19 protein-coding genes are annotated in these 24953 nt (G+C 69.3%); 8 read left to right on the plus strand and 11 right to left on the minus strand.

Annotated elements, in window-relative coordinates:
* The first annotated feature begins 69 nt into the window (after nucleotides 1-69).
* Nucleotides 70-1656, plus strand: coding sequence for a DHA2 family efflux MFS transporter permease subunit (locus tag LX13_RS11725; RefSeq protein ID WP_253661485.1), 1587 nt, complete (start codon nucleotides 70-72; stop codon nucleotides 1654-1656).
* A gap of 45 nt (nucleotides 1657-1701) precedes the next feature.
* The gene (locus LX13_RS11730; protein WP_253661486.1) at nucleotides 1702-2676 is read left to right on the plus strand and encodes an esterase/lipase family protein; all 975 of its coding nucleotides are present in this window, start codon (nucleotides 1702-1704) and stop codon (nucleotides 2674-2676) included.
* 20 nt (nucleotides 2677-2696) lie between these two features.
* Here the strand turns inward: LX13_RS11730 and LX13_RS11735 are convergent, their stop codons facing one another.
* From LX13_RS11735 to LX13_RS11750, 4 genes are all read right to left on the minus strand, one after another.
* Nucleotides 2697-3815, minus strand: a complete 1119-nt coding sequence (locus LX13_RS11735; protein WP_253661487.1) for a PDR/VanB family oxidoreductase — start codon at nucleotides 3813-3815, stop codon at nucleotides 2697-2699.
* 56 nt (nucleotides 3816-3871) lie between these two features.
* Nucleotides 3872-4789 carry a metal-dependent hydrolase gene (locus LX13_RS11740; protein WP_253661488.1) on the minus strand — a complete coding sequence of 306 codons (918 nt, stop codon included), beginning with the start codon at nucleotides 4787-4789 and terminating at the stop codon, nucleotides 3872-3874.
* A gap of 10 nt (nucleotides 4790-4799) precedes the next feature.
* On the minus strand, nucleotides 4800-6578 hold the full coding sequence (locus LX13_RS11745) for an SDR family oxidoreductase (RefSeq protein WP_253661489.1): 1779 nt from the start codon (nucleotides 6576-6578) through the stop codon (nucleotides 4800-4802).
* A 75-nt stretch (nucleotides 6579-6653) separates the two neighbouring features.
* On the minus strand, nucleotides 6654-7694 hold the full coding sequence (locus tag LX13_RS11750; RefSeq protein ID WP_253661490.1) for a cellulase family glycosylhydrolase: 1041 nt from the start codon (nucleotides 7692-7694) through the stop codon (nucleotides 6654-6656).
* 485 nt (nucleotides 7695-8179) lie between these two features.
* Here LX13_RS11750 and LX13_RS11755 point away from each other — a divergent pair, with 485 nt between their 5' ends.
* Complete coding sequence (locus LX13_RS11755) at nucleotides 8180-9496, plus strand: hypothetical protein (RefSeq protein WP_253661491.1); 1317 nt, start codon at nucleotides 8180-8182, stop codon at nucleotides 9494-9496.
* A gap of 9 nt (nucleotides 9497-9505) precedes the next feature.
* Here LX13_RS11755 and LX13_RS11760 read toward each other — a convergent pair whose 3' ends face one another.
* The 7 genes from LX13_RS11760 to LX13_RS11790 are packed head-to-tail and all read right to left on the minus strand — an operon-like array spanning nucleotide 9506 to nucleotide 19522.
* The gene (locus tag LX13_RS11760) at nucleotides 9506-10657 is read right to left on the minus strand and encodes a beta-xylosidase (RefSeq protein WP_253661492.1); all 1152 of its coding nucleotides are present in this window, start codon (nucleotides 10655-10657) and stop codon (nucleotides 9506-9508) included.
* Nucleotides 10654-11976 (minus strand): O-antigen ligase family protein, encoded by a 1323-nt coding sequence (locus LX13_RS11765; RefSeq protein ID WP_253661493.1) that lies wholly within the window; start codon nucleotides 11974-11976, stop codon nucleotides 10654-10656. Before LX13_RS11765 ends, LX13_RS11760 begins: the two co-directional genes overlap by 4 nt.
* Nucleotides 11973-13073, minus strand: coding sequence for a glycosyltransferase family 4 protein (locus tag LX13_RS11770; protein ID WP_253661494.1), 1101 nt, complete (start codon nucleotides 13071-13073; stop codon nucleotides 11973-11975). Before LX13_RS11770 ends, LX13_RS11765 begins: the two co-directional genes overlap by 4 nt.
* A complete protein-coding gene (locus tag LX13_RS11775) occupies nucleotides 13070-16384 on the minus strand; it encodes an oligosaccharide flippase family protein (protein ID WP_253661495.1) in 3315 nt (1104 codons plus the stop codon). The genes LX13_RS11770 and LX13_RS11775 overlap by 4 nt, the downstream gene beginning before the upstream one ends.
* The gene (locus LX13_RS11780; RefSeq protein ID WP_253661496.1) at nucleotides 16381-17424 is read right to left on the minus strand and encodes a glycosyltransferase family 4 protein; all 1044 of its coding nucleotides are present in this window, start codon (nucleotides 17422-17424) and stop codon (nucleotides 16381-16383) included. The genes LX13_RS11775 and LX13_RS11780 overlap by 4 nt, the downstream gene beginning before the upstream one ends.
* 6 nt (nucleotides 17425-17430) lie before the next feature.
* Entirely contained in the window at nucleotides 17431-18372 is a 942-nt protein-coding gene (locus LX13_RS11785) for an amino acid--[acyl-carrier-protein] ligase (protein WP_253661497.1), read from the minus strand.
* Between the two features lie 4 nt (nucleotides 18373-18376).
* Entirely contained in the window at nucleotides 18377-19522 is a 1146-nt protein-coding gene (locus LX13_RS11790) for an acyl-CoA dehydrogenase family protein (RefSeq protein ID WP_253661498.1), read from the minus strand.
* A 277-nt stretch (nucleotides 19523-19799) separates the two neighbouring features.
* Between LX13_RS11790 and LX13_RS11795 the strand changes: the two genes are divergently transcribed.
* Genes LX13_RS11795 through LX13_RS11815 form a run of 5 tightly spaced genes read left to right on the plus strand, consistent with a single transcriptional unit; the run spans nucleotide 19800 to nucleotide 24944 of the window.
* Nucleotides 19800-20039 carry an acyl carrier protein gene (locus tag LX13_RS11795; protein WP_301300892.1) on the plus strand — a complete coding sequence of 80 codons (240 nt, stop codon included), beginning with the start codon at nucleotides 19800-19802 and terminating at the stop codon, nucleotides 20037-20039.
* Nucleotides 20036-21010 carry a DUF1839 family protein gene (locus LX13_RS11800; protein ID WP_253661500.1) on the plus strand — a complete coding sequence of 325 codons (975 nt, stop codon included), beginning with the start codon at nucleotides 20036-20038 and terminating at the stop codon, nucleotides 21008-21010. Before LX13_RS11795 ends, LX13_RS11800 begins: the two co-directional genes overlap by 4 nt.
* A gap of 6 nt (nucleotides 21011-21016) precedes the next feature.
* The gene (locus LX13_RS11805; protein ID WP_253661501.1) at nucleotides 21017-23446 is read left to right on the plus strand and encodes a glycoside hydrolase family 2 protein; all 2430 of its coding nucleotides are present in this window, start codon (nucleotides 21017-21019) and stop codon (nucleotides 23444-23446) included.
* Nucleotides 23443-24555, plus strand: coding sequence for a glycosyltransferase (locus tag LX13_RS11810; protein WP_253661502.1), 1113 nt, complete (start codon nucleotides 23443-23445; stop codon nucleotides 24553-24555). The genes LX13_RS11805 and LX13_RS11810 overlap by 4 nt, the downstream gene beginning before the upstream one ends.
* A complete protein-coding gene (locus tag LX13_RS11815; RefSeq protein WP_253661503.1) occupies nucleotides 24552-24944 on the plus strand; it encodes a holo-ACP synthase in 393 nt (130 codons plus the stop codon). The genes LX13_RS11810 and LX13_RS11815 overlap by 4 nt, the downstream gene beginning before the upstream one ends.
* Nucleotides 24945-24953 lie beyond the last annotated feature (9 nt).

Raw genomic sequence — 24953 nt, forward strand, 5'->3', positions numbered from 1 at the left:
TCTTCTTGTTTAGAACGTTGTTCTACAACACTGGCACATTGTTCCACTGAGACCGAACGGGAGACCCCGATGACCCAGACCAGCGCCCCGCCGATCGACATCCCCGCCGGCGCGCCCGCGTCCCGGCGATGGTTCGCTCTCGTCGCCCTCTGCCTCGCGACGTTGATGGTGATGATCGACAACACCATCGTCAACGTCGCGCTGCCGACCATCAGTCGGGACCTCGCGGCGAGCAGTTCCGGACTGCAGTGGGTGGTCGACGCCTACACCCTCGCGTTCGCGGGCCTGCTGATCACCGGCGGTCACCTCGGCGACCGCTTCGGACGGCGCCGCACCCTGCTCGTCGGGGTGATCGGCTTCGCGGTCGTCTCGGTGATCGCCGCGGAGTCGGGATCGCTGGCGATGCTCATCGCCTCCCGCGTCGGACTGGGCGTGTTCGCGGCATTGGTCTTCCCGGCCACCCTGGCCTTGCTGACCAGCGTGTTCCCCGATCCCCGCGAGCGTGCCGCGGCCTTCGGGGCGTGGGCCGCGACCACCGGCGTCGCGGTGGCGATCGGTCCGGTCCTCGGCGGGTGGTTGCTGGAGCACTACTCGTGGGCGTCGGTGTTCTGGGTGAACCTCCCGTTCGCCGCGGTGGTCGTCGTCGCGGTGGTGGCGCTCGTGCCCTCGGGAGGCCGTCAGGAGGATGTCGGCGGGTTCGACGTGATCGGTCTGTTGCTGTCGGTGGCGGCGATGGGACTGCTCATCTACTCGGTGATCGAGGGGCCCGGCCATGGGTGGACCGACGCCCGCACCGTCGGCGGGGTCATCGTCGCCCTGGGGTTGGCCGCGGTGTTCGTGCGGCGCGAGATGCGTTCGGCGCATCCGATTCTCGACGTCCGTGTCTTCCGCAATCGTCAGTTCGCGACCGCCTCGGCACTGATCGCGCTCGCGTTCTTCTGCCTGTTCGGCTTCATCTTCCTGGTGACCCAGTACTTCCAGGCGGTGAAGGGCTACGGAACCCTGTCGGCCGGACTGCACACCCTGCCCTTCGCCGTCGTGCTCGCACTCGTCTCCCCGCTCGCGATGGCGCTGGTCCGGTACCTCGGCGTCGCGACGGTCTCGGCGACCGGGGCGCTGATGATGGCCGCGGGCTTCGCGCTCGTCGAGCTCACCGACGCCGACTCGTCCTACTGGGGACTGATCATCTGCTCGATGAGCCTGATGGCGGGAGGCCTGGGCCTGATCTCGGGTCCCTGCACGCACGTGGTGATGAACGCGCTCCCGCCGGCGCAGGCCGGAGCCGGTGCCGCGGTCAACGACACCACCCGCGAGTTCGGTGGCGCACTCGGTGTCGCGGTGCTCGGGTCCGCGTTGAGCTCGGTGTACCTGGCGGCGATGTCGGGGTCGCCGGCCGTGGCGGAGTTGCCCGACTCCGCCCGCGCCGCGGCCGAGACGTCGGTGATGGCGGGGATCGAGGTGGCCCGACAGGCACCCGCCCAGATGGGCGACGCCATCCGCGGCGCGGTCCAGGACGCATTCGTCGACGGTCTGCACCAGTCGGTCTGGATCGCGGTCGCCGCGGCCGGCCTCGCTGCGCCGGTCATGTGGTGGGGATTGCGGGAACGCACCCACGCCGATGCCGCGGTGGTCGACGTCGGGTCGGAATTCATCTGACCGAACGCTCACGGACATACGTCCGGGAGGTTCACACTGGCCCACATGTCAGCGGGACGGGTGAGCATGCTGGTGACCGTGGTGGTCGTGATGCTGTTCGGGTCCGCGGGGGTCGCCTCCGCCGGGCCCGAACTGTCGCGGTCGGTGGTCCCGACGGCCGCGGCCCCGGTGGTCCGGAGCCAGGCCGCGGCGGTCGCGTACGCAAAGGAGCACGCCGACGCCGCCCCGCCGCGCACCAACGACTTCCGATGCCGACCGAGCGCCGCACACCCGCGCCCGATCCTCCTGCTGCACGGCACCGACTCCAGCGCCTATTCCGACTTCGGCGAGATAGCCCCTATGCTCGCCCGACGCGGCTTCTGCGTCTTCGCGATCAACTACGGCGGCCGCCCGTCGACCACGAGTTTCGGCACCGAGGACGTCCGCCGCAGCGGTCGACAGGTGGCGGCGTTCATCCCGCGGGTGCTCGCCGCGACCGGCGCGTCGGCCCTCGACATCATCGGGTACTCGCAGGGCGCCACGATCGGGCGCTACGTCATCGCCGATCTCGGTGCGGCGCCGCGGGTGCGCAGATGGATCGGCCTGGCGTCACCCACCTACGGCAGCATCTTCTACGGACTCTCACCCCTGGCCCGGGTTCCCGGCCTCGTCGCGGCGGTGGGCCCCGACCCCGTCAGCACCGCACTGGTGCAGCAGGTCGAGGGATCTGACTTCATCAGCCGACTCAACCGCGGTGGCGACACGGTGACGGGTGTCGACTACACCACGATCGGCTCGCGCTACGACGAGGTGATCCAGCCGTACACGAACATCGCGCTCCGCTCACGGGGCGCGAGGAACATCCTGATCTCGGATCGGTGCGCCGCCGACATGGTCGGCCACTTCGGGATGCCCTACGACCGATACGCGCAACAGCTGCTGGTCAACGTCGTCGACCCCGCACATCCCGTTCGCCCGCTCTGCCGTTCCGTCCCTCTGGGTTCCGGCATCGCCGAGGTGGTCATCGGCGCGCACTCCTAGTGCCTGCCGGGCCCGAGCGCTCAGATGTCGAGGCGCAGATCGGATCCCGCCGCGGCACGCGAGACGCAGGTGAGCATCCACCCGGCCGAGCGTTCCGGCGGCGTCAGCAGCGAATCCCGGTGGTCGACCTCGCCCTCGAGGACGCGGACCCGACACGTCCCGCAGAACCCCTGCTGGCACGAGTAGGGGACCGACGGCTGGGTCTTGCGGACCGCGGCGAGGGTCGACTCGGTCGCCGACACCTCGACCTCACGACCGGTGGCCGCGAGGGTGACCCGGAACGCCGAACCGTCGAGGACCGGTGGGGGACTGAACCGTTCGAAGTGCAGTTCGACGTCGTCGATGTGGGTGAGCTCGCGGCGGATGGCGTTGAGCATCGGGACCGGTCCACAGCAGTACACCGCGGTGCCGGCCTCGACCCCGTCGAGGAGCTCGGCCGCCGTGGGGATCCCACCGTTGTCGTCGGTGCGCACCGTGACGCGATCACCGTGCGAGCGCAGGGTCTCGACGAACGGGAGGGAGTCCTCGGAACGGCCGGTGTAGATCATCGACCAGTCGAGATCCAGGCGATCGGCCGCCGCGACCATGGGCAGGATCGGGGTGATGCCGATGCCACCGGCGACGAAACGCAACCGCTGTGCGGGTGAGCCGCGGCCCGGGAGCGCGAGCGGGAAAGCGTTGCGCGGACCCTTGACCGAGATGGTGTCACCGACGCGCAGACCCTCGTGGACCTCGACCGAACCGCCGCCGCCGTCGGGGATGCGTCGCACCGCGATGCGGTAGTAGGTCCGGTCGGTCGGGTCACCGCAGAGCGAGTACTCGCGCATCCGGCCCGAGGGCAGCAGCAGGTCGAGGTGTGCGCCCGGATACCACGGCGGCAACTCCCCGCCGTCGAGCGAGACGAACGTCAGCGACACCACGTTCTCGTCCTCGGCCACCACCGTGCGCTCGGCGATCCGGACCGTGGTGACGCCGGTGTTGATGCGGGTGTCCTTCGGCGCCTTCACGAATCGGCCGAGCAGCGGGTACCAGGACCGTGTGACGGCGGCGACGAACATCATGGCCGGGTCGTGTCGGAACCGTCCGTAGAGGTGCGGCGGGGTCGCCTCGGCGTCGTAGATCTCCATCGGGGCAGCCATGTCGACATCCGTGGGAACCGGGGGGATGTTCGATTCGTCGGTCGGCACGGTGGTGCTCACGGATGGGCCGCGCGCGCGGCGGGCGACGCGGCGAGGTAGGCGACAGCCTGTGCGGTGGAGCCGATCTGATCGGGATAGAACGTCGGCTTGAAGTAGCTGAAGGTGGCGAAGATGATCGACCGCAACGTGGGCAGCACGCCGGCGCGGGCGCCACGTGCGTACTCGCGGATCATCCGCCAGTACGAGTACTCGATCGTGGGGTCACTCTTGGCGATGAACCGACTCCCGCGGTTGATCAGCATCAACAGTCCGACGAGGCTGATCGCCATGGCCCGGCCGCGTCGGAGGTAACCGTCGCCGAAGTAGACCGCGACATCGTGCGCGACACACCGGTGTTCGACCTCTTCGGCCCCGTGCCACGTGAACAGGTCGGTCATCGCCGGATCGGAGCCGTGCTCGCGCCACGTGTTGTTCAAGGCGAAATCGCCCAGGATGGCGGTGTAGTGCTCGATCGCCGCGATCAGCCAGAGGCGCTCGACGAGATCCTTCTTGCGCCGGTCCTCCGACCAGGACTGCTTGGGCGACAACGCCTTGCGGAACAACCACTGCATCTGCCGCTGGAACGGGCGCGGGTCGACACCGTGGCGGTCGAGGAAGTCCCAGAGCACCTTGTCGTGGGCTTCGGCGTGCATGGCCTCCTGGCCGATGAACCCGCGCATGGTGGCGGCGAGTTCCTCGTCGGCGACCAGCGGCAGTGCCTCGTTGTACGTCGTGACGAACCACCGCTCGCCCTCGGGCAGCAGGAGGTTCAGCATGCTGATGACGTTCGACGACATCGGGTGGCCCGGGATCCAGTGCAGCGGTGTCGCCTCGAAGTCGAAGGCGACGTTGCGCGCGTGCAGCGACACCGGTCCCGGATCGTGCTCGCCGGGCGTGACCCGGGCTGCCTTCGAGGTGTGGGTTGACTGTGACATGACGATCTCCTCAGACCAGATTGGTGCGGGCCATGCGCCGGGACAGACCCGGCACGAAGCGGTAGATGCGGTAGCCGACCTTGGCCTCCACCGTCACCGGGACCACCGCGCGGTTTGCACTGATCGCCCCCAGGATCTCCGTCGCCACCCGATCGGGGGTGAACCCTCGGCGGCGATACATTCCGTTCATCTTGTCGCGCAGCTGTTCCTGGCCGTCTGTGCTGGCACCGGCGAACTCGGTGGCCGAGATGATGTTGGTGTCGACGATGCCGGGACAGATGGCCGTGACACCGATGTGGTGTTCGGCCAACTCGGCACGCAGCGACTCGCTGAGCAGCAGCACGCCCGCCTTGGTGGCGGCGTAGGCGCCGAGTCCGCGCTGCGGGGTGAACGCGGCAGCCGAGGCCAGGTTGACGATCTGGCCGCCGAGTCCGCGCGCGACCATCGCCCGCCCGAACAGGCGGCTGCCCGTCGCGACCGAGACGAGGTTGATGTCGACGAGGCGTCGGATCTGTGCGTCGGTCGCGTCGAGAAGCGGTCCGGCCAGGCCGATCCCGGCGTTGTTGATGACGATGTCGGGTACGCCGTGGGAGTCGGTGACCGTGGACGCGAACGCCTCGAACGCGTCGGTGTCGGCCACGTCGAGGGCATAGGCGTGCGCGGTGCCACCGGTGTCGGTGATGATGCTCGCGGTCTTCTCGGCCGCGGCGAGGTCGATGTCGGCGAGGACCACCTCACCGCCCTGCTCGGCCAGCAACAGTGCTGTCTCCCGGCCGATCCCGCTGCCGGCACCGGTGACGACGGCGAGCTTCCCCGCGAAGGGGGCGGGGGTGCCGGTCAGGCGGGCGCGGGCGATCGCCGCACTCGGCGTGCCGCTCTCGAGGGACGTGATGAAGTCACGGGTCACCTCGGCCAACAACTCCGGACGCGAATACGGCAACCAGTGTCCGGTCGGCAGGTCGCGACGCCACAGCTCCTGCACGTACTGGTGGGTGTGGTCATAGATCGCGGGCCGCAACGCGATGTCGCGGCGGTTCACGATCTGGAAGACCGGCACGTCGGTCGAGCGGGCGTCCGGATGGAACAGTCGGGGCCGCAGGTTGGCGCGGTAGTACCGCAGACCGGAGATCATGTCGCGGTGCAGCGTCGGCGAGACGGTCACGTCACCGGCGGCGGTGCCCTCGACCAGGTGCAGGAACTGCCGCCACACCGGGGCGTACCCGAGCAGACCGAAGAACACCTTCGGCACCACCGGCAGTTGGAACATCACCGTGTACGCCGACGACGCGACCTGTGTCAGGGCGGTGCCGATGGCGGACGGGGTCGGGCGGCGCAGCTTGCCGCGCGCCCACACGCCGAGGTGGTCGAGATTGGGTCCCGACACCGACGTGAACGAGGCGATGCGGTCGGAGGCGCCCGGGGTGGTCACGGCCTCCCAGGTCTGGACCGAACCCCAGTCGTGGGCCATCACGTGCACCGGCTTGTCGCTGACCGCCGCCGCGACGGCGAACAGGTCGCCGGCGAGGGCCTCGAGTCGGTACGGGGCGTCGCCCGACGGTGCGTCGGTGGCGCCGTAGCCGCGGGTGTCGTAGGCGACGACGTGGAAGTCCTCGGCGAGCAGCGGGGCCACGTGCGTCCACAGGTGATGCGTGTCCGGCCAGCCATGCACCAGGACGACGGTCGGATCGCTGGGATCGCCGAGCTCGAACACCGCCAGCCGCACGTCAGCACTGGTCACGGTGCGCTCACGCCACGCAATGGTCGGCCGTGCTCGGGCTTCGTCGCTCACGAGCAGTAGACGTTACCACCCGTCACAGGTACCCGACAGGGTTCCGACCTCGCCGTTCTCCCCGCGGGAGGTAGCTCAGCAGCCGTTGAGGAGCCGCGCGAGGTCGGTGTACGCGGGTTTCGGGGTGTCGTTGTTGTAACGCATACCGAAATTCTGTTCCCGGTCGTAGATGTTGGTCCCGGTGTCGCGCATCGAGTAGACGAAGAAGTTGCCGACGTAGCCGAGTTGGAGCGCTCGTCGGATGCCGTTGGTGATGTTCGTCGACTGCGCCGCGGGTGACAGCGAGCCCTGTGACTGTCCGGTCGGGGCGCCGTACTCGGTGATCCAGATGGGTTTGCCGCCGTCGCCGTTGGACGACATGACGTCGTGCACGACCGGGACCTCGTTGAAGTAGTTGTACTGGTTGGGGCGCGTGTCCGCCGGATCCAGCGGGTATGTGTACGGATGCATCGCGACCGCGTTCATGGAACCCGCGGCCCCGGCGGCGTACATGGCCCGGACGAAGTCGGTGGGGTGCATGTTGCCGTTGGTGTTCGAGGCGCCCGTCACGCCTCCGCTGAGGACGTACGTCTGCGGGGACACCTGACGGATGGCCGTCGAGGCCGCCTTGAGAAGTGAGACATATTTCGTGGGATTCACCTGAGGTAGAAAGAATTGTTGTAGATTCGGCTCGTTCCATATCTCGTACGCGGCTACAGAACCCTGATAATGCCGGGCGACCTGTCCGGCGAATACGCCGAAATCATTCGCGTTCGCGGGAACGAGTTTGTCGGAATCCACCGACGACGCGACGCGTGCCCATTTCGGGGTATAGGTGATCAACCCGAGTACGTTCAGTCCGCGTGCGCGGGCCGCATTGACCAACCTGTCGACGCGGGACCACGCCAGGGTTCCGCGCGTGGCCTCGACGAGGCTCCAGGGGATGTCGATCCGGACCCAGCTCGCGCCCAGCGTGCGGGTTTCCGAGAACGACTGCGTCAGTTGCGCATCGGAGTAGTCGAAGACGGCCGATCCCGGCGAGACGCCGATGGCCACCTGACATTGTGCGGCCTGGGAGACGCCCGGCGTGGCCGCGATCATCCCCATTCCGACAACCATCGCGACGATGACGACCATGCGATTCCACCTGGCTGTGATGCGTGTTCGCACAACCACATTCCTTCCGATTACCCCGGCGCTCAGTATGCAGGCGTCGATATCGGTGGTCGGGTGAGAATGCGACTTGTTCTCCTACCGCAATCAGTTCGTTATTACTCGGCCCCATTCCGACGTGCGTGGTCGGTAAGAGGAAGAATTAGTTTGTGATGATGATCGAATAATTGCCGGTAACACATTTCGGACGGTGTTTCGGTTACGCGTGCGCGTCGGCGGCGACGGGAACGGCCGCGACCCCGCGGCGGTCCCGGCCTCATCGGTGCGGGTCAGGCCGTCGCTCGCGCATCCTCCCGCAGCTCACCGTGCAGTACTATCGTCAATGTTCTGTACGGATCTGCAATCTGTGGGGGTTGTGGCGTGCGTCCGCACTCGTGGGCGCCAGGGGGAAGTGAACGTATATGAGTCAGTCGGATTCGCGTGCCCGAAACGGGGTCACCGTGGACGTCGTGGGGCACGTCCGCGGTCTGGTGCGAGTACTACCGGTCGCGGTCATCGTGGGGATCGTCGTCGCCATCGCGGTGTACGCATTCCAGTCCAGTACGTCGACGCGCTACCAGGCCGACCTCGTCGCGCAGATCGTGACGCCCGGTTCGGCCGCGACCGGTCAGTCGGGGGCGACCTCGACCGACGCCGCCACCGCAGCAGGCCCGTTCGTCGCGCTGTCGACCGACCAGCAGGTGATCGACGCCGTCTCGCGTGCGGCCGGGGTCTCGGACGCCCAGTTCACCGTGAGCGCAGGCGAAGTGCCCGGCATCGTGTCCGTCTCGGCCGACGGTGACTCGCGCGAGCAGGCGGCGGCGATCGCCCGGGCGGTGGTCTCGACCGTCGACTCCACCTACCGGACCCGTCAGCAGGCCGTGACGACCACGAGCTCGCCGGACTCCGCGATCAGCAACGGACTCAACAACCTGTCCACCCGTCTCACCGCTCTGACCGATCAACTCGACGGTGTGATCCAGGAGGGTGGCACCGCCCAACGGGAGATCGCCGCGCTGACCGCTCAGATCGCCCAGCTCCGGTCGCAGGCGACCTCGACGACTGCGGCATCCACCGACGCGACCCCGACGCAGCGCCTGATCCTGCTCGCCCAACCGGCCGGCTCTGTGAAGGCCGGCACGATTCCGCCGGCGGCCATCGCGGCCGTGATCGGTCTCATCGCCATGATCCTGGTGGCGGAGATCCTGTCCGCGACACGCTCTCGTCGTGGGAAGACCGTCAACCGCGAGTGGGCGCGGCGGCTCGCCGAGACGACCTCGACGCCGGTCGATCTGCTCGTCGACGGGACGCAGTTGCCCGCCGTGACCGCGGCGGCCGTGTCCCGCGCGGCGTCCGTTCTGGTGTGGTCGTCGCCGGGTGCCACCGACGTGGCGTCCGACCTCGCCGGAATCCCGGGCGCGCAGACCACACTGGCGGCCCTGGGACCGGATGCTCCTGCGATCACCGATGGTCAGTACGGACTCGCGGTCGTCGTCGTACGCGAGGGCGAGGCGCACCGCCCCGAGGTCGCCGCGGCGATGGAGACACTGACGGCGTGGGACATCCCCGCACGACTGCTCGTCGTCGCGACCGCCACGCGCGGAACCCTGTCGCTCCCCGGTGGACTCGCGCTCGCGTTCCGCAAGCCCGCGGCCGGCGGAGTCGAGGCGCCTGCAGGGGAGGCGGTGGCCGACGCTGCCGGGTCCCGCACGCCCGCAGCCGGACCCGCGGTGTCGGGCCCGGCGACGGATGTCCCGGAGGCGGATCGCCAGCCGGTCAACGGCTGAGCACCTGCCCTACCGACAGTCGGCTGCCCTCTGCAGCTCGCGGTAGGCGGGCTTGGGGGTGAAGTCGTTGCGCAGGATCCCGAAGTTCATCTCGGCGTCCGAGGTGTCGGTTCCGGTGTCGCGCAGGCTGTAGACGAAGAACGGGCCGAAGTGGGCCTGGCTCCGCGTGGCCATGATCGCAGCGAAGATCGAGTCGCCCTGGAACTTCTCGGTCACTCGTTGAGAGGTGCTGCCCCCGGTCGGCGCGCCGTACTCGGTGACCCACAGCTTCTTCGCCCCGTCGCCGCTGCGCTGCATGATCGCGTAGAGGGCGGGCAGCATGAGGAACGTGTTGAAGGCGGCGGTCGACTTGTCCTGTGGGAGATACGGGTAGCTGTACGGATGGATGCCGACGGCGTCCCACGACGACCTGTCGCCCCGTCGGTACAGCTCGGTGAGGAAGGTGGCAGGCGCGATGGAATCGGGGCCGTCGACGGCCGGTGAGAGGCCGGCGGACACCACGGTGACCCCCTCGGGGCCCGCGCTACGGATCGCCGCCGAGGCGGCGGAGAGCATGGCGGCATACCTGCCGACATCCGGTGTGGGCGCGGAGAACTTGGCGATGTTGGGCTCGTTCCACACCTCCCAGTTGGCGACGCTGTCCCGGTAGCGCGCTGCCGCAAGCCCTGCGAAGGCCCCGAACTGTGCCGGGTCGGAGGGCAGGGCGAACTCCTGATCGGCCGCCGCGGACGGGCGAGCCCACTGGGGTGTGGTGTCGATGATCCCGAGGATCGTCAGACCGCGGGACTGCGCGGCCGTGACGACCCGGTCGGTACTCGACCAGTCGAGCTGACCGGGTCGGGGCTCGATGGCCGACCACATGAAGTCGAAACGGATCCAGCGCATGCCGCCGTCGACGGTCGCGTCGAGGGTTCGCGCCAGATCGGCGTCGGACAGCGACGACAGACCGGAACCGGCTGCGACACCCAGTGGTTGGGCCGACGGGGTCGGGATGCACGACCGGTCGGTCGAGGTGTCGCCCTGTCCGAAGATGCGTGCCACGGGTGGCACGGTGACGCAGACGGCGACCACCGCGATGATCACGACACCGACCACGACGGCGATGACACCACGCTTGCGCGTCCACCGGATCCTGCCGAACCGAGCGAGACGCCGTCTCATCGTGGCGCCGCGGCCATGGCGGCCGTCGTGGTGTCCCGGGTGGGAGTCGGTGCGGCGACGGTCGATGCGGCCGCGGACAACAGCAACCAGAAGTACGCGTCGTCGGGGAAGATCTCGAAGTACGTCGAGACCAACGCCGCCGCCGAGGCCGCGACGACCATGGCCGAGACGCCCAGACACAGGCTGCGGTCGAATTCGGAGGTGGCGCTGCGCATCGCGCGGACGGTGAACGCGGTGGCGACGACCAGGACGCCGACGAACGCCCACAGACCCAGCGGGCCCAGTTCGATGGCGACCTTCATGAAGTAGTTGTCCGGCTGGTACGGCACCGAGGTGGCGCCGGTCGCCTTGGCCACCACCTCGGCCGCCGATCCGGTCGTCCCGAGCCCGATGCCGAACGGATTCGACAGGACAGACGTGATGGATTCGGTCCACCCCGACCCGCGCTCGCCGAGGCTGTTGGAGGACAGGAACGTCGAGAGCACCGGCCCGGAGAAGAGTGCCGCGCCGACCGCTGCCGCGACGGCGGCGACGCCCAGTGCGGTCAGAACCCGGCGGTAGCGCAGGAAACCGATCCACAGCAGCCCCACGATCAACCCCAGGAAGGCCGCCCGGACCACCGCTGTCGACATCGCGATGAGGTAGACCGGCGTGAGGATCAGGAAGGCGGTGTTGCGGAGCCGCCGGGGGTCACCGGCGGCCACGACGCCACACACCAGCAGCGTCACCATCTCGTACAGCGCGAAGGGGAAGGGCTGACCGAAGGTGCTGAACGACCGCAGCAGCGAACCCGCGGTACGGATGTCGGTGTTGTACTGGAATCCCTGCGCGGCGAGCGCTTCTGGACCGATGATCTGCTGATAGATGCCGTAGACGCCGGTGATCAGCCCCATCACCATCATGATCGAGACGAGATGGTCGCGATCCCGCGAGTCCAGTGGTCGGAGCCAGACGACGAGCGGGAACACCAGCCCGTAGAAGAACGTGATCTTGATGGGCGACAGCGCCACGTTCAGGGGCAGGGTGGAGACGGCGCTGATCGTGCCGATCGCTGCGAACGCCACGAAGACGTACGCCCACGGTTGGTTGAAGCGGGGGAGCCGTCTCCACGGCGCACGCGCGAGCGCACAGACGGCGGTGTAGCCCAGCAGCGCTTCCTTCCACCCGGAGTGGAAGCTCGCGCCGAACCAGAAGATGAGGATGTAGTGCAGCGGCGAGACGGCCGCGAACACCAGCAGACCGCGCTGCGGGCGCAGCCAGATCCACCAGGCACCCGCGAGGGCGACGATCCCCGCCAGTGCGAGTTCCACGGTGCTCATCGATGCTCGTTCTCGTCGTCGGCGGGCCCGAGCACCAGATCGAGCAGCGCCGGGACCGTTGTCCTGCGGTCGTGATGCAGAGCAACATACGCGTGGGCGTCGCGGCTCATGTCCTCACGGAGAGTCCGGTCCTCGAGCAGCTGGCCGATTCCCGCGGCCATCGCCGCGGGGTCGTCGGGTTCGACGAGGATCCCGCGACCCTCGGCCAGGAACTGTTGTGGTCCGCCGTGGTCGGTGGCCACCACCGGCACGCCGGCGGCCATCGCCTCCAGAACGGTCAGCGGCCCGGCCTCGGGTTTGACGCTCGCCGACACGTGCACCGCCCAGCGGGCCAGCGACTCGCCGGGACGAACGCGCCCAGGGAACGACACCCGGTCGGCGAGGTCGTCGGAGGTCGCCCGCAGTCGGAGTCCGTCGGCGTAGGCGACGTCGCCGGGGAAGGCCTCACCGGCGACCTCCGCGTCGAGGTGGGGCAGTCGCGCCATCGCCTCGAGGAAGACGTGCAATCCCTTCCACTGGGTGATCACCGACATCGTTCCCACCGTCCGCAGCGCGGCGGTCGGCGGTGGCGGCGGGGTGCTCGGGACGTCCACGCCCAGTCGGCCCACGTGGATGTCGGTGATCAGTCCGTCGAGGGCTGCCGCCGTGGTCGGGGAGACGGCCACGACACGGGTCAGCAGGGGGCGGCCGATGCGGATGAAGAGTCGGAACTTGCGGTCGACGACGTGGTCGTGGACCAGCCACGCCGTGCCGCCCACCCGTGCGATTCGCAGTGCGGGAAGGACGTGCGCGGAGTTGGCGACGATGCGGTGATCGCGCTGCGCTCGCAGCACTCTCGCGGCCCCGAGGTAGGCGACGATCATGGACAGCAGTGCGCCGACGCGCGTCCGGGCCGTGTGGTCCCGGCCCAGATGCGGGATCCGGACGTGTCTCACCCCGACGCCCAGCGACTCCGACAACGGTCCCGCGGGACACGCCACCGCCACGGGGATGCCGCGGCGTGCGCATTCGCCGACCAGGTCCAGCATCACCTTCTCGGCACCGGAGCGCTGAGGCGAGTGCGACACGAACAGCACCGGAGCGGGTGTCGGGGTCATCGGCTGCCCGCGTTGTCGATGGCGATGGCGTGCACACACGCGGAGAGGGTGGCGTCGCGCACGCTCGGGTGGAACCCGGGGTGGTCGCCGCCCACCGCGACGTGCACGGTCGGGGCGGGACCGCGACGGGCCACGCTGCTCAGCGCGCCGAGGCCGCGCTGGCTGACGAAATGCGCGTAGTCGTCCTCGCCGAACACGAGGTGGGTGTCGATGTTCGCCCGGGACAGCGGACCGATCAGCAACCGCGGGCTCTGCATGACACCGGCTCGCGCGATCAGGTCGAACACCGCGTAGGGCAGGTAGCGCGCGGCCAACGGCTTCACCCTGCTCCGCAGCGCAGCCGACCGCGACGTGGTGACCGCGGTGGCGGCGGCGGTGGTGGCCGGTCCCGAATCGAAGGATGCGACGGTGTCCGCCCCGACCAACGGCGCGTCGGAGCGCCAGCTCAACAGGTTGACGAGGATCACCCGGTCGCGGTTGTCGTCGTCGAGCGCGACGCGGGCCGCGAGCCACGCACCGGAGCAGACGCCTGCGTGGGTGATCTGGCCCGTGGTCAGGGTGCGCGCCAACGCGGTGACCTCGTGCGCATCCCGGACGGATTCCTCCGAGTGCAGCAGGGCGAAGTCGCCGCGGCGGACGACGGCGCCGCTCTCACCGACGCCGACGCGGTCGTACCGCACCGTGACCGCGCCCATCTCGGCCGCACGCAGCGCCGCGGACTGCCAGAGCCTCGCCGGTCCGGTACGTACGTCGTTGGCGGTGGAGTGCATGACGATCCCCGAGCTCGGTTGCGTCCCGGCCCGCGTGATCCAGACGCGTGCGCCGCCGTCGGTGGTGACCACTTCGGTGGTGATCTCCTGGCCGGTACCGGTGGTCTGCATGACCGCGGTCGTCCGGGGCGTCACGACGATCGGCGTGCTCGACGACGGCATCCGCTCGTCGAGCCACGATCCGATGGTCTCCACCGCGGCCCGCGGCAGTTCGACGTAGAAACTCGGCGGTGAGATGAAGCCGGTGGGATCGCCGACGGTGCGTACCTCGACCGATCCCGCAGCGGCGTCGACCTGCGCTCGTAGCGCCCCCGAGGAGGCGTCGGCGTCGGCGACCGCGAACAGGACGGGCAGATCGCCGAGCGCGGCGGTGTCGACCGCCAACGAGGACAGGTGCGCAGCGGTGTCGGCGTGCCACGTGGCGCCGACGATGTCGACCACATCGGCGGTGGTCGGCCGTGCACTCGTACCGCCGGCATCGGCGGCGACCGCGATACGGAACAGCTGCTGCTGGCCGCGGACGAAGGATCGGCCGCGCAGGACGGGATCCCAGAAGACGACGGCCGCGACACCTTCGATGCGTGCCACGGCGGCGGAGGCGATGAGCGCCCCGGCGCGGAGGCCGACGACGCTGATCGTGGTGATCCCCATGCCGCGGAGATGGTCGACGGCGTGGGCGACGCCGGCGATCCAGTTCTCCACCGCGTCGGCGGAATCCTGTGCGCCCCAGGACTCACCGGTGTTCAGGTGGTCGAAGCGCAGGGCGACGATCCCCGTGGCGGCCAGATCCTCGCCGAGCATGCGGACGCCCCTCGTGGAGTCCATCTGCTCTTTGCCCAGAGAGGAACACAGCACGACGCCGGCGCGTGCGGTCGACGTGGAGGGGATGTGCAGCGTCCCGAACAACGGTGTGTCCGCCGGTCCGAAGTAGGTGTGCACGACGTGACCGACGTCGATCGCCGGCCGGTCGTCGTCCTCGGTCTTCTCGTCGGGATCGTCGATCTCCCCACTCGCCGTACCGACGAGCAGTCGACGCGGATCGACGGAGTCGGTGATCCGGCAGGCGCGGGCGGCGACGGGCAGCGCCAGCGCGCCGATCACGCCCAGGACGATGCCGACGACGGAGTCGGACGGACTGATCAGGGTGACCGCGACGACCATCAGACCGATCAGCACGACGAGGCCGGCGAGGCGCCGCCACGGGAGCAGGGCGGGGGTCCTCAGCTGTCGCACCACGGTGATCCAGATCGCCACGCACACGAGCACTTCGGTGATGATGGTGGCGATGGCGGAGCCGTTGAACGACAGCCTGGGGATCAGGACGACGTTGAGCGTCACGTTCAGGATCAGCCCGGTCAGAGCGACGAGCGGGAACACCCGGTTGCGTCCGGCGCTGACCAGCGTCATGACCCCCAGCAGGGTGAAGCTGCTCAACCCGGCGGACAGCACCAGCAGGCGGGTGGCGTCGTCGGCGTCGGCGTAGGCCGACCCGTACAGGTGTCGCAGCAGCGGTGTCGCCGCCGGCCAGACGCCGATCACCGCCATGCCCGCGAGGAGGACGGTGAGGATCGAGGCACCGTGCAGGCGCGCGCGGAACTCGACGAGGCGATTCGGCCACGAGGCCACCAACACGGTGACGACCGGTGTGGTGATCGCGATCCCGATCATGGCGACGACGTCGGAGAACTTGTACGCGATCGCGTAGTGGCCCACCGCCTCGAAGGAATCGAGCTTCGAGAGGATCGGGATGTCGATCTTGGTCAACAGCACCGACAGCGAGAAGCCGATGCTGAGCGGGAGCGCTTCGCGCAGCATCTCCGACCAACGCCAGATCTCGATGCGTTTGGCGGGACGGAAGGACAGTCGGCCCGCCCCGATGATCCAGGTCTTGCTGAGCAGGGACACGACCTCGAACGCGACGGCGGGGACGACCACCACCAGCAGGACCGGGGCGACGAGGACGGCCACCACGGTGGCGGCCAACTGGACGACCTGGCTGAGCGACTCGACGACCGATATGACCGTGAGCTTGAGTCGGCTCTGGAACAGGACCGTGAGCGCATGACTCGGGGTCGCGACGACGACGACCAGACCGGCGACCAGGGTCGCGACGATCACCTCGCCGGGGTAGCCGGCCAGGACGACGAACGCGACGGCGCCCAGGTACCCGACCATCCCGAGCACGAGTCGCAGGGCGATGAACGAACTCGCCACCAGACGCGCCTCGGCCTCGCTGTCACCGACGAGCCGCGCGAGGACCACGCGTCCGACGCCGAGATCGGTGATGACACTGAGGACACCGAGCAGCCCGAAGACGAACGAGTACTGGCCCCATTCCTCGGCTCCCAGTGCCCGGGCGATCACGATGCTGCCGATCCACCCCAGGGCGGCGGTGAAGGCGCGGCCGAGCAACATCGAACCGATGTTGCGGGCCACCGAACTGGTCCGCTTCTCTTCGGTGCCGATGGGGTCGTCGGGAACGAGACCGTCGACGACGGGCAGCGGCGGGGTCTGGGTGGGGTGCTCGAGCTGCGCGGTCATCGCGTACCCCCGTAGAGCGCCAGCGTCGTGTCCGCGGCGGCCTTCCAGCTCAACGCGGCCGCGGCCTGCGGTCCACGGGTTCGGAGTCCGGAGTTCGTCTCGGGGTCCATCGCGCCACGCAATGCCTCGGACCACGCCTCGACGGTGTGGTGTCGCACCAGCAGGGCGCCGTCGGCGACGACGTCGGGCAGTGCCCCGACCGCACTGGCGACCACCGCCCCGGTGCACGCCATCGCTTCGACGGGCGGGAGCCCGAAGCCCTCGTACCGCGAGCAGTACGCGGTCACCGTGGCGGCGGCGTACAGCGCGGGCAGGTCGGAAGTGGCGACGTATCCGAGACCGTGGGCGCGCCTCGGTGCGTCCGGTCCGGTCGAGCCGGCCCCGGCGAGGACCAGCGGGATGTCCACGGCCACACAGGCGTCCGCCAGCAGTGCGACGTCCTTGCGTGGTTCGACCGTCCCGACCTGCAGCACGAATCGCTCCGGCAGCCCGAGTCGATCGCGGACCTCGGCGACCTCTGCGGCCGTGGGCGGTAGAGCCCACGACGCGGGTGCCAACGGGATGACGTGCGATCGCCGGCCGGACAGGGCCAGCACGCGTGCGGCGGTGAACTCGGAGACCGCGATGAGGATGTCGGCGCGCCGGAAGGCCCTGCGCAGCAGCGCTCGCTCGCCTCGGGCCCGCAGTGCGCTCGAGGCCCACGGAGTGTCGAACACGGAGAGGTCGTGGACGGTGGAGACCGTCAGGCCGGCGACCCTGATCGGCAGGTCCACGTCCAGGCTGTGGAACACCCGACCCGACGCCGGCGACGGCGCCAGACCCGAGATGGCCCTGCGGACACCCGAGGTGACCGGCTTGCCCAGTCCGGTCACCGAATCGGGCAGTTCGCCCAGCGAGTCGCTCTGGACGATCGCCGCCATCGACCGGTCGGTGTCGGCCGCCGCGGCGGCGGCGAGGAGTTCGCGGGCGTACGTCTGGACACCACTGCCCCCGGGCCTCAGGGCGAGAGCGCCGAAGACCACGTCGAATTCATGCGTCATGGTCTGTCAGGGGAGCAGGGACCGCAGTCGTGCCGGCCACCCGCCGACATCGAGACCGTGGGTGGCGAACATCGCCAGGGCGATGCGCTCCATGCCGAATCCGACGCACGCGCTGTGGGCGACGTCGCCGTCCGCGGTGGATATCTGGAACGTCGAACCGAAGTGGTCCTGGTGGCAGTTGCACGAGACCACGGCGGTGCCCTCGTCGAGATCGCCGTACAGGCGCACCACCAGCTCGGTCTTGAGGTTCTCGTCGATCTGGTTGGCCGCCAGCATCTTTCCGGCACGACCGAAGAACGGGTCGTTCGCGATGACGTCATCGGCGGCCAGCTGCAATTCGTCGAGGACGCCCAACGCGCGAGGGATCCAGTCCTCCCGGTGCGTACGGGCCTGCTCAGGGGTGCCGACGCGGACGAACTCGTGCATCCGGAACGCCTGCATGCGGGCCGGGTCGACGGCGGGCTCGTGACGGAAGCAGTATCCGTACACGTCGAGCAGGACACCGTCGGACGGAAGGGTGCCGGTCAGCGTCGAGTAGCTCGGGTGGCAGGCCGCGGAGACCAGCATGGTGCCCGCCGAGGCGAGGTGATGGTCCCAGTCGTTGCCCGCCTCGCGATCGGCCAGCAACGTGCGGTGCGCACGGTTGTCGCCGGTGAACGTGGAGATGGCGCCGGTGAGGTTGGGGAACGACGCGATGTAGTCGGTCTTCTCGAAGGCCTCACGGGGGAAGACGGGTGGGAACCGCAGGCGTCGGAGGTCGTCGCCGTGCGCGGCGCGACCGGCGCTGACGACGAGACCGTCGATCAGCTCGATGACGTCCTCGAATATCGCGCCGCGACCGTAGAGGCCGTCGATGCCCGACGGGACGAGGATGCCCCGTGCGATGAGGTCGTCCCGGAACTGGGTGCGTGCGCGGTGCAACGCCGAATCGGTGGCGGTGATGGTCATGTCGTCAGCTCCGGTAGGCCAGCACGAGCTGGGCGTTGTTGGCACGGATGCGGTCGTTGGACACCATGAGCTGGGGACCGAACGCGTCGCGCAGCAGGCGGCCCATGGAGGCGGGGTGATCCTCGCGGTATCCGCTGATCCCACAGAGCTGCAGCGCGCCGACGACCACGTCGACGATGACGGTCGACGCCTCGAGTTTCAGATTGTTCATGGCCAGGGCGAAGCCGATGGTGGGATCGGTCTCACCGCCGGCGAGGAAGTCCTCGTACCGCTCGATCTCGCGGCGGACCGACGACTCGAACGACTGGTGGATCACGATGAGGTCGGCGAACTTGACGGCCTGCGGCGGCGGTCCGGAACCCGCCGACCGGCGCGCCGCGGCCCGGACCTGAGCACGGGCCTTGGTCATCGCGGCGTCGGAGATGCCGAGCCACACCGATGCCCACAACGTGTGCGATGCGGGCAACATCGTGGTCGCCGAGATCGTGGAGTAGTCGACCGGGATCACGTTGGCCACAGTGGTTTCCGCGTGGAGCAGGAACCCCGGGCTGCAGGTGCCGCGGAAGCCGAGCACGTCCCACGTCCCGGTCTTCTCGAGCCGGGTGTCCTCGCGGGGACAGGCGACGAGGACCTGATCACCGCCGGGACTGTCCGGGGTGCGTCGGGCCGTGGCGCAGATGTAGTCGGCGTACTCGCCGTAGGAGATGACCGGCGCGTTCTTGTCCAGCGTGACCGTCCCGCCGTCGACGACGACCGCGCAGGTCGAGTTGCCGGTGTCGCCCCCGGTGGTGATCTCCGTGGTCGCCGACGCCAGGAGCGCGTTCTGCTCGGCGATGGCCCGCGTCAGGTCGGCGGCGTCACCGGAGGTCGCGTGAAAGCGCAGCGAGAGGGCCTGGGTGTGATGCATCGCGAAGATCATCGCGGTCGAACTGCAGACCGCCCCGAGCTTCCGGGCGATCGCACACAGATCCGTGATGGAGGTGGATCGGCCGCCCAACTCGACGGGCAGTGAGCAGGACAGGAGTCCCGAAGCGCGCATCTCGTCGACGGCCTCGAACGGGAACCGTGCGTTGCGATCCACGTCATCAGCGTGGTCTGCGGCGACGGCAATCGTCGTCGTCGGATCCGGAGCCTCAACGGCTGCGGACACATGTGTAGCGGTGACAGTCACCGAACTTCCCCCCCGGGTGGTCGGACGCGCATCTTCGATTGTGTACTAGCTGGTGCGTGGACGCAGCCGATATTACTGCGGTACGTTGCTCAGTACGGTATCGCAAACTTTTGGAATTGACGAGTTGCAGATCGTTGGCCGACGGTAGTTCCGTCGATCGACTCGGCACTCGTGCGAAACGTCAGCCCGGACTGGGGAGTTCCGAGGCTGTTTCCCGGCCGGAGGTCGGCGGGGAGTGATCTCACAGGGGGAGAACATGCAGGACCGCATTCGCAAAATCCTTGTCTCACACGGGAAGATGTCCACCGACGCGATGTCGGTGAGCAGCACCGTGGATCTCTATGAGCTGGGTCTCACGTCACACGCCAGCGTCAATGTGATGTTGGCGCTTGAGGACGAGTTCGACATCGAGTTCCCGGACTCGGATCTGAAGAAGTCCACCTTCGCGACGGTGGAGAACCTCGAGACGGTCGTCGGGCGGTTGGCCCCGGCATGACCCTCGCGAACGAGACACACGATGTCGCCGTTCTCGATCCCGACACCTACCGGGCCCATCACATCCACACCGACGAGTCCCGGATCTGGTCGGAGACAAACTGTTACGTGGATCTGTGGATCGAGATCCTGCATGCATCGGGATACGACCCGGTGCCCTCGTTGATGTCGACGCTCTCCGCTGACCACGACGGTCAGCAGTGGACGTTCATCAAACCGGAGCAGGCCGACCTGAGAACGGTCTACGGCGTCGAGGTGACCGAGGAGGCGCTGTGGCGCCCGATCCTCGACACCGTCGAGGCCGGCCCCGGCCGTGGGCTGCTGCACACCGTCGAGGTCGACAGCTGGTGGCTGCCCGACACCGCAGGCAGCGACTACCGCACCGCGCACGTCAAGACCACGATCGTGCCGTTGTCGGTGGATCGCGATGCGCGTCGGATGACCTACCTGCACAACGCCGGTGCCCATCGCCTCGTCGACGACGATTTCGACGGCGTCTTCGGGATCGGCCCGCACGACGAACTCGTGCTGCCGCCCTACGTCGAACAGATACGTTTCGCACCCGAGCGCGCACGGCCCGATCGTGCGGTCGAACTCGTCGCCGCGCATCTGCGTCGCCGCCCCGTCGGCAATCCGATCGACCGGTTGTCGGACTCGGTCCACGCGGCCACCGCGTGGCTACCGAACGCAGGGCTCGAGACCTTCCACCGGTGGGCCTTCACGACCCTGCGACAGTGCGGGTCCACCGCGGAACTGGCCTCGGACCTGGTGGTGTGGCTGGATCGGTTCGGGGTGAACGGTGCTGCCGCAGCACGGGAACCGCTGCTGGAGGTCGCGTCGGGGGCCAAGACGGTCCAGTTCGCGATGGCCCGCGCAGCCCGCGGACGCTCGGTCGACCCGAGTGCCACCCTCATCGCGATGGCGTCGGCCTGGGCGGGTGCGCTCGATACCGTCGCCGACGCACTGCGGTGAGGTGACATGGACACCGCGACCCTGGTCGCCTGTGAACCCGACGCGTTCGAGAAACCCGCGGACCTGACCGCCGACGTTCTCGCCGGCGGGCTGGAGGTCGACGGGCCCGGACTCGTCACCGACGTGTCCGGCTGGCAGGCGTTGGTCGGTCCGGGCCGAACCGTCGACGACCTCGACTGGTGGCTCGTCGCCGACCTCGACCACGACCACCCGGTGCGGATCCGGTTCGACGGCATCACGTTTCCGGCGACCGTGTTCGTCGACGGCGAGGTCGCGGCGCAGATCGAGTCCATGTTCCTGCCGCAGTCGGTGGCCGTGACCGCGGGCCCGCACCGCGTCGTGATCCGATTCGGTTCCCTCACGAGGTGGCTGGCCCGCCGCCGCCCGCGGGGGCGGTGGCGTTCGTCACTGGTCGCCGCCCAGGGGCTCCGCTGGGCCCGGACCACACTGCTCGGCCGCGCACCGGTGTACGCGGGGTCGCCGCCCCCGGTGGGCCTGTGGAAGCCGGTCACGATCGAGCGCGACGCCACCGTGGACGGGCTCCGCGTCGAGGTCGACGTGTCGAGGGCGACGGTGACCTCGACCGGCCGGTGCGTCGACGTGACCGGGGCCGAGGTCGACGGCCGGCGGGTGAGCGCGCAGCTCACCGACCCGTCCGGGAACGTGGTCGCCACCGGCTCGACGATCGGCGCCGACGGAGGTCGCTTCTCGTTGTCCCTCACCGTCGCTGAACCACAACTGTGGTGGCCGAACGGGTATGGACCGCAACCGCTGTACCGGATGACACTCACCCTCGGCGACACCGCCGTGATCCGAACGGTGGCCTTCCGCACCCTCGGCGCCGACCGCGCCGGTGGGGGCTTCCGGGTGGTGGTCAACGACACCCGGATCTTCTGTCGTGGCGCGGTGTGGACGGCGGTCGACGGGGTCGGGACGCACGCCGACACCGATCTCGTCCGTGCACGACTGGCGACGCTCGCCGACGCCGGCGCCACGATGGTGCGACTGCCCGGTGGCCTGCTCTACGAGGGCAGCGCCTTCTGGGAGGCATGCGCGCACCTCGGCCTGCTGGTGTGGCAGGACGCGATGGTCGCCACGTTCGATCCGCCGGCCGACCTCGACGCGACCACCCGCCTCGAGCTGGAGACGGTGCTGGCGCAGGTCGGTGGGAACCCGTCGATGGCGGTGGTGAGCGGCGGCAGCGAGACCGTGCAACAGCCGGTCATGCTCGGTCTTCCCGCCTCGGAGAGGTCACTGCCGCTGATCGAGACGGTGTTGTCGGCCGCCGCGATCGACGCGGGCATCCCGTACGTGGAGTCGTCGCCGAGTGCGCCGGCGGACACCGACGACTTCCCCCTGCGCGCCGACACGGGCATCAGCCACTGGTTCGGCGTCGGGGGCTACCGCCGCCCCATCCACGACGTGGTGACAAGCGGTGTGCGATTCGCCGCCGAGGCACTGGCTTTCGCGATCCCGCCGTCGCCCGCCGCGGTCGAGAGGCACTTCGGTTCGGCGTTGGTCGCCGGCCACGATCCGGTCTGGAAGGCCGGGGTCCCGCGCGATCGGGGATCGTCGTGGGACTTCGAGGACGTCCGCGACGTGTACGTCGAGGAGGTGTTCGGCGTCGACCCCGCCGCGGTACGCGGTCGCGACCCCGAGCGGTACCTCCAGCTCGGTCGGATCGCCGTGGGCGAGGCGATGTCCCGATGCTTCACGCAGTGGCGGAACGATCCGGCCTGCGGTGGCGCGCTCGTCCTCGCGGCGTCGGACCTGGCTCCCGGGGCCGGGTGGGGCCTGATCGACGTCGACGGCGAGGCGAAGCTGCCGCTCGCGATGGTGGCGCGAACGTGGGCGTCGGTCGCGCTGTTCGTCCGAGACGGAGGACTCGACGGTGTGCTCGTCGACGCCGTCAACGACGGTCCGTCGCCCCTCGTCGGGCAGATCACCCTGTATGCCGCCCGCGACGGCGGTGCGATGGTCGCGTCGGGCACCCGCGCGGTGTCGATACCCGCGCGTGGCTCGATCTCCCTGCGCGACAGCGAGATCACGGGTGTGTTCCGCGATCTCTCCGACGCCTACCGCTTCGGACCGCGCACCGCGGACGCGGTGGAGGCCGTGCTCACCGTCGGCTCAGAGGTGCGGGCGCGCGAGGTCCTCTGCGTCCGTCCCGGGGCACCGACAACGAGTGCGGACCCACCGACGGCATCGGCGTACCCGGTCGCGGGTGGCTGGGAACTCGAGATCACCGCCTCCGTCGCGCTCCGATGGGTCGAGATCGACTGTAAAGATTTCGTGCCCGGCGACAACGTCTTCCACCTCGTGCCGGGACGGCCCTACCGGGTCGCTCTCCGATCCGACGACGCGGACCGCACTCCTCGTGGGCGTCTCACCACCCCCGATCATCCCGCTCCGATCACGATCGAGGTGCGGACATGAGTGGTTCGCGAGTCGCACTCGTCCACGAGCGCCTCACCGAGGTGGCGGGCAGCGAACACGTCGTCGAGCAGCTGGCCGTCGAGTGGCCGCACTCGCGTCTACGGGTCCCGATCGCCGACGAGCGCGCCGTGGTCGAGGTGTTGCGCGGTCGTGTCGATGCGTCGGTCCTCGACTCCGCGCATCGCGCGTTGGGGCGACGCACCTACGCGCCGCTGTTGCCCCTCGTACCGACTGCGCTGCGTCGCAGCCATTTCGGTGATGTCGACGCCGTCATCATCAGCCATCATGCGTTCGCGCTCTCGGCGGCACACGCCGCGGGCGACATCCCCACGATCGCCTATGTGCACTCGCCGGCGCGGTGGGCCTGGGATCCGGAGATGCGCGCGGGGGAGGCGTCGGGGCTGCCCGGCCGCGCCGCGCTGGCGGCGTTGGCCGCGGTGGCACGTCGGGCCGAGTCCACGGCGGCGCCGAAGGTCACGACGGTGGTAGCCAACAGCACCGAGGTCGCCGACCGGATCCGTCGGTGGTGGGGACGCGACGCGGTCGTGGTCCACCCACCGGTGGACACCGAGCGGTTCACGGTCGACCCGCACGTCCGCCGGGGGGACTTCTTCCTCCTGGCCGGGCGACTGGTCCCCTACAAGCGCCCCGATCTGGCCGTGCGCGCCGCCCGGCAGGCCGGAGTGCCACTGATGGTGGCGGGATCGGGCCGGTGGCAGCAGCTGTGCGAGGAGGTGGCCGGACCGGGCACCGAGTTCCTCGGACGGGTCGACGACGAGCAGATGACCGACCTCCAGCGGCGTGCTCGCGCGCTGATCATGCCCGGGGTCGAGGATTTCGGGATCGTCCCCGTGGAGGCCATGGCGTCGGGTACCCCGGTGATCGCCGTGGGGGAGGGGGGCGCACTCGACACGGTGGTCCCCGGGCTGTCCGGTCAGCTGGTGCCGCCCGGCACCGACGACGAGGTGGTCGACGGCCTCGCGGCGGCGATGCGTTCGTTCGCCGACGGAGACTACGACGCCACCCGCATCGCGGCGCACGCCGGGACGTTCTCCCGCGCGGAGTTCCGACGATCGATGCGTCGCGTCGTCGACGCGGTGGCGACATGACCTCCGCCCACGTGATCGGTTGCGACCTGGTGGACATCGACGACATGGCCGAATCTGTGTCGGACTTCGGTGATCGGTTCCTGCGACGGATCTTCACGCCCGGGGAGTTGCGCTCCAGCGACGACGGACGGGATCTCCAGCGCCTCGCGGCGCGGTTCGCCGCCAAGGAGGCGGTGATCAAGGCGCTCGCGCTGGGCGACGACGCGACGACCCCGACCGAGATCGAGGTGCTGGGTTCCGGATCCGTGCCGCGGATCGTGCTGCACGGCACGACCGCGGACCGTGCGCGCCTCCGTGGGTGGCGTGATCTGCAGGTGACGTTGTCGCACACCGGCTGTCACGCGATGGCGGTGTTCCTCGCCGAGGTCACGCTGCCGGCGCCCGGCTGATCCCCCGGG

Origin of the sequence: Williamsia maris, from assembly GCF_024171815.1 — a bacterium.
GTDB lineage: Bacteria > Actinomycetota > Actinomycetes > Mycobacteriales > Mycobacteriaceae > Williamsia_A > Williamsia_A maris.

Excerpts from the sequence above, each read along its gene's own strand:
- LX13_RS11725 (WP_253661485.1), top strand. The coding sequence starts at position 70 with ATGACCCAGACCAGCGCCCCGCCGATCGACATCCCCGCCGGCGCGCCC.
- LX13_RS11730 (WP_253661486.1), top strand. The coding sequence starts at position 1,702 with ATGTCAGCGGGACGGGTGAGCATGCTGGTGACCGTGGTGGTCGTGATG.
- LX13_RS11735 (WP_253661487.1), bottom strand. The coding sequence starts at position 3,815 with ATGGCTGCCCCGATGGAGATCTACGACGCCGAGGCGACCCCGCCGCAC.
- LX13_RS11740 (WP_253661488.1), bottom strand. The coding sequence starts at position 4,789 with ATGTCACAGTCAACCCACACCTCGAAGGCAGCCCGGGTCACGCCCGGC.
- LX13_RS11750 (WP_253661490.1), bottom strand. The coding sequence starts at position 7,694 with ATGGTCGTCATCGTCGCGATGGTTGTCGGAATGGGGATGATCGCGGCC.
- LX13_RS11760 (WP_253661492.1), bottom strand. The coding sequence starts at position 10,657 with ATGAGACGGCGTCTCGCTCGGTTCGGCAGGATCCGGTGGACGCGCAAG.
- LX13_RS11765 (WP_253661493.1), bottom strand. The coding sequence starts at position 11,976 with ATGAGCACCGTGGAACTCGCACTGGCGGGGATCGTCGCCCTCGCGGGT.
- LX13_RS11770 (WP_253661494.1), bottom strand. The coding sequence starts at position 13,073 with ATGACCCCGACACCCGCTCCGGTGCTGTTCGTGTCGCACTCGCCTCAG.
- LX13_RS11775 (WP_253661495.1), bottom strand. The coding sequence starts at position 16,384 with ATGACCGCGCAGCTCGAGCACCCCACCCAGACCCCGCCGCTGCCCGTC.
- LX13_RS11780 (WP_253661496.1), bottom strand. The coding sequence starts at position 17,424 with ATGACGCATGAATTCGACGTGGTCTTCGGCGCTCTCGCCCTGAGGCCC.
- LX13_RS11785 (WP_253661497.1), bottom strand. The coding sequence starts at position 18,372 with ATGACCATCACCGCCACCGATTCGGCGTTGCACCGCGCACGCACCCAG.
- LX13_RS11795 (WP_301300892.1), top strand. The coding sequence starts at position 19,800 with ATGCAGGACCGCATTCGCAAAATCCTTGTCTCACACGGGAAGATGTCC.
- LX13_RS11800 (WP_253661500.1), top strand. The coding sequence starts at position 20,036 with ATGACCCTCGCGAACGAGACACACGATGTCGCCGTTCTCGATCCCGAC.
- LX13_RS11805 (WP_253661501.1), top strand. The coding sequence starts at position 21,017 with ATGGACACCGCGACCCTGGTCGCCTGTGAACCCGACGCGTTCGAGAAA.
- LX13_RS11810 (WP_253661502.1), top strand. The coding sequence starts at position 23,443 with ATGAGTGGTTCGCGAGTCGCACTCGTCCACGAGCGCCTCACCGAGGTG.
- LX13_RS11815 (WP_253661503.1), top strand. The coding sequence starts at position 24,552 with ATGACCTCCGCCCACGTGATCGGTTGCGACCTGGTGGACATCGACGAC.